The sequence below is a fragment of the Methanocalculus sp. genome, assembly GCF_030651615.1.
Lineage (GTDB): Archaea > Halobacteriota > Methanomicrobia > Methanomicrobiales > Methanocorpusculaceae > Methanocalculus.
In genome coordinates, this window is the sequence record NZ_JAUSCG010000071.1 from 1 (window position 1) to 7,334 (window position 7,334).

The following is a 7,334-nucleotide window of genomic DNA, read 5'->3' on the forward strand; positions in this document are numbered from 1 at the left end:
AACGAGATTGCAAAGGTTACGCCGTCCTATGGTGGCATGAACTATGCCCGGCTCTCAAAGCCCGAAGCGCTGCACTGGCCTTGCCCGACAACTGAGCATGCAGGCACACCAATTCTGCATATCGGCAAGTTCTCCCACCCCGACGGTCTTGGCATCTTCTTCCCGATCGAGTTCAAGTATCCGGCAGAAGTTCCTGATGCAGAGTATCCGTTCATCCTGACGACGGGCCGCTGCCTCTTCCACTGGCACACCGGTTCGATGACACGGCGCTCGAGCTCACTTGAGAGCGAAGTGCCGACCGGCTGGATCGAGATCAATGACGAGGATGCAAAGGCACTCGGTATCAAAGACAACGAGATGATCATCGCACGAAGCCGCCGTGGTCAGATCAATGTACCTGCACGGGTCACAAAGGAGATCATGAAGGGCGTCATGTTCATGCCGTTCCACTTTGCAGAATGTGCAGCAAACGTCCTGACAAACAACGCACTTGACCCGATCGCCAAGATCCCCGAGTTCAAGGCCTGTTCTGTCACCGTAGAAAAGATCAAGGAGGCCTGAAGATGGTTGCAAAAGGCGATATGCTCTATGCATGGGCATCAACTGAAGAAGGTGTCAAGAAGGGTGAGTGCGGAGGTGCAGTTACTGCACTGCTGAAGTACGCCCTTGAGAGCAAGATGGTTGACGGTGTTCTCGTCGTCAAGAAGGGAGCAGACATCTATGATGCCACAGTCGAAGTGGTGACGAACCCGGCGGAAGTTGAGAAGGCATCCGGTTCACTCCACTGTGGAACACTCCTCCTCTCGAAGATACTGACGAAGTATCTTGCAGGGGCAAACGGCATGAAGCTCGCTCTGCCGGTGAAAGGCTGCGACACGATGGGTATCCTTGAGCTTGCCAGGAGAAACCAGATCAACCTGGATAACCTTATCCTGATCGGCTTAAACTGCGGTGGATCGGTCTCACCGATCGATGCAACAAAGATGATCAAAGATAAGTTTGATACGAACCCCGACGATGTTGTCAAAGAGGAGATCGACAAGGGCCAGTTCATCATCATGACAAAGGACGGCCACCACAAGGGTATCTCCATCGACGAACTCGAAGAGGACGGCTATGGCCGGAGGAGCAACTGCCGCCGCTGCCTGTATAAGGTGCCACGTCAGGCAGACCTTGCCTGCGGGAACTGGGGTGTCATCGGCGACAAGGCCGGAAAGGCAACCTTTGTTGAAGTCTGCTCAGACAAGGGTGCAACGCTTGTCTCAAAAGCATCAGCCGCAGGTGCTGTTGTCACGTCAGCTGCTGATCCGAAGGGTATTGCCATCCGTGGAAAGGTCGAGGGTGCAATGCTGAAACTCGGCAACAAATGGCGGAAGCATGACTTCTCCGCACTCTCAGACAACCTCTGGGATACGATCAAAGCCGAAACCTCCCGGTGCATCAAATGCTACTCATGCATTGAGAACTGCCCGGTCTGCCTCCCGATAGAAAAGGAGCTGAAGGCGGCAACAACGATGGTCCCAACCGGCCAGATTCCGCCAAGCCCGATGTTCCATATGCGCAGATTTGCTCATATCTCCGACTCCTGCATCAACTGCGGTCAGTGCGAGGAACTCTGTCCGATGGATATTCCGCTTGCGCTCCTCTCCCATGCGGTCAGGGCCGAGACGGATGCGACCTATAATCCAAAACTAGGGTCTGCCCCCTATAAAAACTAAATTTTTCTGTGCGGAATAGTGGCACGATATCAGGGGGGATATCTCCCCTTGCCCCTCTGGTTATTTTTCAAGCTCTTTCATCGTACTCAGGCAGGGAGACTTCCTGCTCCATCATTGGATCAGCTAAGAAAATACCTAAGAGATGGATGTTATTCGTAGTTTGCAAGGATATTGTGCGCAATCCACAATCGGAAGACATTGTCGAGTATGCCATATCTTCCCTCGTGAGGCTTCCAGACAGTCATTGTGTTGTAGAGGTCTCTCATCGAAGCGGTGAGAGAGGATGCAGGAGTTTGCATATCTGTCGCAATCTCCTTCAGCCTTCGGGTCTTTTCGGCAGAGAGATATTTTAAGATATCCTGCTGTTGCCTGCTGAACTTACTGGAATACCGTGCTTCAAACTCACTGTCAAACTCATTGAGCATGGAAGAGAATGCGATATCCACGTCTTTTAACGTGACTGCATCCTTCTTTTCGAGGATGGCATTTTGATAGAGTATGAATCCGATCTTCTGGAAATAGAATGGAAAACCATCGGTGTATTCATATATTTTATCAAGGGCACCATCTGATATCCTGATCTTTTGCATCTCAAGCCGGGAACGGATGTACCTGTGTACATCCTCCTGCCGAATCGGCTCCAGCTGGACCTTTGCAGCCATCAGATAGAGTGGTGAATCCGGTTTCAGGAAGACCTCATGGAGGAGAGAGACCGAAGAGCCTGAGAAGATATATCGTACATCGGGCTGGCTGTCCATATGGGTCTTGAACAGGTTGAAGATCTTCCCATTCCATTTTCCAAGTTCCTGGAACTCATCGAATGCCAGTACTATCGGCTCTTCAATCTCGTCTGCAAAGCTTCCAATGAACTCAAAGGTTTCTGCGATGAGTTCTTCTTCGTTCACTTCACTGTCCCGGAACCGGAGGTAGACGTTTCCGACATGTTCGATACTGCCTCCAATCTCAGAGATTGATCGTGTAGCTGAGGTGATCTTTCCTTTGAAGATATCCGAGAACTTCCGTGCAAGGCCTTTGATCCGATGCTTCTCCTCATAAGTCGCAACCATTGCTCTGGTTGTGATCCTGAAGAGATCAGCCGGACGTGTGATCTTCCTGCAGTTGACCTGGACAAAAAGGACTTCGCTCTGGATACTGTTTTTGAGATTCCTGAGCAGGGAAGTTTTACCTATTCTCCGTGGACCAATGATGACATTATTCTGTGCCTGGGAGAGGAGGTCTATTTTGATCCTGTTGACCTCTTCATCCCTGCCGATGAAATGCGGGGGTTCGACTTCACCCCCGACGATGAAAATCTGTTCAGTCATACTCTATAGTGGTTTTTCACTATATTTGATTGTAACTAATTATTATAACGTTAAAGTTCACTATTTGCAGTTGGTTCTGTGATGAGTCAGCTGTTTCCATTTTAGAAACCGTTCGCAAAGAGGGAAACTGTACGATCAAACAGATCTAACTAATTCCTCCCCGACGCCACCCTCGCCATCATTGGCACCATGGTCGTCGGGTTCTGGAATTTCAGAATGGTATCTGTTACACCAAGGCCTCTTGTCAGTCGCGGTGAGGGAAGGCACTGACTAAGAAGGAAGAGGCGATGATACATTTCCCGAGAACCTCAGTGATGAAGGCCAGCAAGGGCAATTGAAGAAGAGGCTATTCAAAAGAATGTGTGGAAACCCCCCTCTCTCCGCTGCTCCTTTGCCGGAAAACGGCAAATGGAGAAAAATATATATCTGTTCATGAATGTATCTCAGAGCATGGCACTCGCCGAGATGCTCACCCCTATTACAATTGCTATCCAGCTTCTGATCTTCATCGCTGGATGCTATGCCGGTTACAAGCTGAAGATTCAGGCAGGATATCTCTTTGCCCTCACATTCCTGCTCTTTGCAGCCTTTGATATCGTCTCGATGATGGGATATGGAGATGACAAGCTCTCGCTCAACAATATCATCGCATCACTCTCTGCACTTGGTGGAATGTATCTCCTGATGAAGCAGATCTGATCTGCTCATTTTTCCATTCTTTTTATCTCCCTCCAAGAACCCCCCGTACCACCGCGATATACTCCTCCTCCGCCTCCAGATGGTGCATGTGTGATGCACCAGTAAAAACCTTCAGCACTGCCCCGTCCGTCATCCGCTGATACTCCCGGACAGTCAGGGGTGTTGCCTCATCGAACTCCCCGCAGGTATAGAGCACCGGCAGGCGGAGTGCGGCCAGAACCGGTGTTTTATCACAGTTTCTGAGTGTTCCCCGGACCGTGAACTCAGATGGCCCCCACATATGGAGGTAGATCGGAGCTGCAAGCCGCTCAAACATCCGGTTCAGGCAGTCCGGCCATATCTCCATCCGACAGAGATGGCGGCGGTAGTACTCCATCATCGCCTCCTGATAGGCGGGCGAGTCATAGACTTCGCATGATTCATGCATCCCGATTACCGCCCGCGTCTCCTGTGGCATCTGCGACAGAAGCCGCCGCTGATCTGACTCCCAGCGTGGAGACGAGATGAGGGGGCCGGAGAGGATGAGTGACGAAATCCCGGACTGTCCGTATCTCTCACAATATGCAACCGCAAGCATCGCCCCAAATGACTGGCCGAGGAGATGGACCGGCCCCGGAGCCAGCGCCGTTCTGATCGCATGCAGCTCATCTGCATACCGTTCAAGGGTCCAGAGTGACGAATCATCAGGTGCAGGAGATCGGTATGAGCCGAGCTGGTCGTAGAAGATGACTGGCCGCTCGTCTGCAAGGGCATCCAGGGGAACAAATCCGTCATAACTTCCCCCCGGCCCTCCGTGGATCAGGATGAGCGGGATACCGGGCCTCTCTTCGCCTGCAATGCAGTACCCGACCTCGCCGCCCGGGACCGATACACTCCCTCTTCTCCGGGTATTCATAGTCTGCTATCGGGATTGTGAATATATAATGATGACCAAAACCGACCGGCTCAGGCGAGCAGCCGGGTGATCATACCTGGTATCGGGGTTCTGGATAGAGCCCTTCAAAAAACCCGTCAGAGAGGTGAACAGGACGATCGGCAGGGAGAAGATTGATCAGACGTGCTATCACAATCATTGAGAACCATTTTTCGGGAGGAGCTACAGATGAAAGACCATTTCGACCCATGCCCGGTATCAGACACTGCCGCCCTTGTGATGCTCTGGGCAAGCCGGTACTACGATGAGATCCCAATTATCAAACATTACATCGAGCGGCTTGATCTAACGCACGGGTATCCGCTCCTCAAGCGGTATAACGAGATCTGCCCCTGGTACTCTGAGGTGATCATCAACAGAAAGCACTTCATCAAAAATGCGGTCACAGAACTCCTGAAGAACGATCCCGAAAGGACAGTAATCGTCAACCTGGGTGCAGGCTTCTCCCCCCTCGGCCTTGAACTTCTGCCATGGCTCTCAGATAACGTCTGCTTCACCGAGATTGACCTGAGAAACATGGAGATTAAGCAGCGTCTCTATGCTGAACTTGCACCGGATCATCTGCTGCCCCTCTCCTGCATAAAAGCGGATATCACCGACACCCAGTCACTAAGGGAAATTCTGATAAAGAAATTCAATGAAACGGGCTCCACCCGTCTGATTGTGGTGATGGAGGGTCTCAGCTACTATATTGACCAGATGGTGATGCAGGATGTGATGGACTCCTTAAAGGAGTCTTTCCCTAACCTGGTAATCGTCTTTGAACACCTCAAACCATGCCCTCGTATCCATCAGGAACGGCGGTATATTCCATATGATATCTTCTCCCATGTCCGGGATTATACCGGACTTGACCGGATGACCACTTATGCAGAAGATGAGATCGTTGCAATGCTTGGACCCGGCTTCTCCACCAGGTACAGTGATATGGATGAGATGGAGCTGAGGAGGACTCAGAAATCCACCTACTTTCCGGCACCGGAGTATGGATGGCTCTCGGTTGCTGTTGCAGAGCGAAAGTGAGATCCCTAGTGCTGAAATCGTATGATTTATGTTATAACTCTCATTTAATAACGAATAAATACTATTTCTACATATTGCTACGGAATAAACAAATGGTATTACTATGCTTATACTCCGTGGACTAAAGGTAACATTATGCTGTCTGATTCTTCTGCTGGCCCTCTCTGTGATGCCGGCAGTCGCTGACGAGACGGTTGTTTCGCGTTCAGTGCTGACCGGCATTCAGGGCTGGTCCGATCTGCAGATCACCCTTGAGATCGAAGGGATGCCCGCCGGAGGGATCATCGAGACATTGCCGGAAGGCTTCACCTTCCTTGAGACCGACCATCCCGCTGACCGTGTGTATCGTGCCGACCAGCAGATCATCTTCTCAGTAATTGAAGATGAGACGATCATCTATACTGCCCGGAGCCAGAACGCTGGCAGCAATGTCATCTCTGGGAGGTGGGATAACCTGGTAGAGAATGCACAGGGTATAATCGCTGATACCCTCGTCAATGTCGAATCGTCGGGTGGTGGCAGCAGCGGCGGTTCAGTGGCTGGTACTGGCACATCTTCACTGGAGAAGACTCTTCTGGTTGCTGATTCTCCCATTCGCTCCATCGTTCTGAAGAGTTCTGCCGATATCTCGTCTGCCTCTGCAAAGGTGGAGAAGACCGAGCTGCCTGAAGGCACCCCTGCCCCTGAAGGTGCAGCATATGAATATCTTGAGATCGATCTGCGGAATATCGCCCATGACGATCTGACCGGTGCAACAATTTGGTTCTCTGTTGACCGCTCCTGGATCGATGAGCAGCGTGTGGATGATACCGGCATCTCACTCTTCCGGTACCAGAACGGCTGGGACCTCCTCCCGACCCGCCGCCTCTCATCAGATGATACCGACGATGCTCTGGCATATGAGGCTGAAACCCCTGGCTTTTCCCTCTTTGCAATAGCAGTCTCATCAATCCCTGGAACAGAGAATCCAACCCCAAAACCAACCACTGCGAAAGTGACTACTGCCCCGACCGCGTCACAACAGGCGGCCATCTCCAAAGTGCCGGTCACCCCTGCTGAAAAGGCATCAAGCCCCCTGATGGGTTCATTCATCGGTGGTTGTATGGTCCTTCTGATCATCGGGCTGGGATCTGCTGGTTGTAAGAGAGTACAAATGACGGAGGAGAAGAGATGAGACCCATTCTCAAACACCTGCTGAGTACTGCTCTTCTGCTGCTGCTCATCTGCTCGGTGCTGATCGCCCCTGCATCTGCTCTACCGGATATGAACCATGACGAACTTGGAGAAGCGATTCTCCCGTACATGCGTTCGACATACCTTGGTGATGATATCACTCATTATGCCGCATCTGAACTCCAGGTGTCTGCATGCAGGGTGCTCGGCTTCCCTGAACCCCCTGAGGATACGACCGTACTGAAGATAGCAACCCCAAATCAGGTCACCTCAACACAGTTCTATACTGATTATTATATTGATATCTTCATGCGGATCACGAACATGCATCTGATGGATATGCAGGCGGATGGCAGTCTCATTGGACGAACCATTGAGCGGTTTGAGGTCTCGCATGATCATACGGAGTGGACATTATATCTTCGGGATAACCTCTTCTGGAGTGATGGACGGCGTGTAAAG

At 51.3% G+C, this 7,334-nt stretch carries 7 protein-coding genes and 1 pseudogene; 6 read left to right on the plus strand and 2 right to left on the minus strand.

All coding sequences use genetic code 11. The features are described from left to right. Both Q7V06_RS02845 and Q7V06_RS02850 read left to right on the plus strand, forming a co-directional pair. Window positions 1-561, plus strand: a 561-nt coding sequence (locus Q7V06_RS02845; protein WP_304837780.1) for a molybdopterin oxidoreductase family protein, incomplete at its 5' end; no start/stop codon positions are given. Between the two features lie 2 nt (window positions 562-563). Further along, window positions 564-1,718, plus strand: a complete 1,155-nt coding sequence (locus tag Q7V06_RS02850) for a Coenzyme F420 hydrogenase/dehydrogenase, beta subunit C-terminal domain (protein WP_304837783.1) — start codon at window positions 564-566, stop codon at window positions 1,716-1,718. A gap of 149 nt (window positions 1,719-1,867) precedes the next feature. Here Q7V06_RS02850 and Q7V06_RS02855 read toward each other — a convergent pair whose 3' ends face one another. After that, the gene (locus tag Q7V06_RS02855; RefSeq protein ID WP_304837785.1) at window positions 1,868-3,043 is read right to left on the minus strand and encodes an ATP-binding protein; all 1,176 of its coding nucleotides are present in this window, start codon (window positions 3,041-3,043) and stop codon (window positions 1,868-1,870) included. A 450-nt stretch (window positions 3,044-3,493) separates the two neighbouring features. Here Q7V06_RS02855 and Q7V06_RS02860 point away from each other — a divergent pair, with 450 nt between their 5' ends. Then, window positions 3,494-3,742 carry a hypothetical protein gene (locus tag Q7V06_RS02860; RefSeq protein WP_304837787.1) on the plus strand — a complete coding sequence of 83 codons (249 nt, stop codon included), beginning with the start codon at window positions 3,494-3,496 and terminating at the stop codon, window positions 3,740-3,742. 22 nt (window positions 3,743-3,764) lie between these two features. On the opposite strand, the gene Q7V06_RS02865 is transcribed toward Q7V06_RS02860, so the two are convergent. Further along, window positions 3,765-4,637 (minus strand): proline iminopeptidase-family hydrolase, encoded by an 873-nt coding sequence (locus tag Q7V06_RS02865; RefSeq protein ID WP_304837790.1) that lies wholly within the window; start codon window positions 4,635-4,637, stop codon window positions 3,765-3,767. Between the two features lie 207 nt (window positions 4,638-4,844). On the opposite strand from Q7V06_RS02865, the gene Q7V06_RS02870 reads away from it, so the two are divergent. The 3 genes and pseudogenes from Q7V06_RS02870 to Q7V06_RS02880 all read left to right on the plus strand — a co-directional run. Beyond that, the gene (locus tag Q7V06_RS02870) at window positions 4,845-5,699 is read left to right on the plus strand and encodes a class I SAM-dependent methyltransferase (RefSeq protein ID WP_304837793.1); all 855 of its coding nucleotides are present in this window, start codon (window positions 4,845-4,847) and stop codon (window positions 5,697-5,699) included. 103 nt (window positions 5,700-5,802) lie between these two features. Beyond that, window positions 5,803-6,873 (plus strand): PGF-pre-PGF domain-containing protein, encoded by a 1,071-nt coding sequence (locus Q7V06_RS02875; protein ID WP_304837794.1) that lies wholly within the window; start codon window positions 5,803-5,805, stop codon window positions 6,871-6,873. Continuing rightward, window positions 6,870-7,334, plus strand: a pseudogene (locus Q7V06_RS02880) (hypothetical protein); the annotation flags it as partial. The gene Q7V06_RS02875 and the pseudogene Q7V06_RS02880, both read left to right, overlap by 4 nt.